Source organism: Bacillus sp. SIMBA_008 (genome assembly GCF_046535495.1).
In the GTDB taxonomy this organism is placed as follows: Bacteria; Bacillota; Bacilli; order Bacillales; family Bacillaceae; genus Bacillus; species Bacillus subtilis.
On record NZ_JAWRWL010000900.1, the window covers coordinates 1 to 252 of the forward strand.

A 252-nucleotide genomic window follows, 5' to 3' on the forward strand; every position below is an offset into this window, starting at 1 on the left:
GTTAATAAAGCAGTTAGAGGAAATCTCACCAAAACAACTATTAAAAGAAATCTCTGGTGGTGCAGAGGCGACAAAGGCTGACTTGCAGATCGTTGAAGATGTAATGATCAATCAAAAATTAACGCCAGGTGTTGTGAATGTACTTATTTATTACGTTATGCTACGCTCAGATATGAAGCTTGCGAAAACGTATGTGGAGAAAATTGCTGGGCATTGGGCACGTAAAAAGGTCGGTACAGTAGCTGAAGCAAT

The 252-nt window shown here is 39.7% G+C and carries 1 protein-coding gene; it reads left to right on the forward strand.

Going from position 1 to position 252, the window contains the following annotated elements; genetic code table 11:
• A partial coding sequence (locus tag SB658_RS25975) for a DnaD domain protein (protein ID WP_410603362.1) occupies nucleotides 1-252 on the forward strand: 252 nt, incomplete at both ends.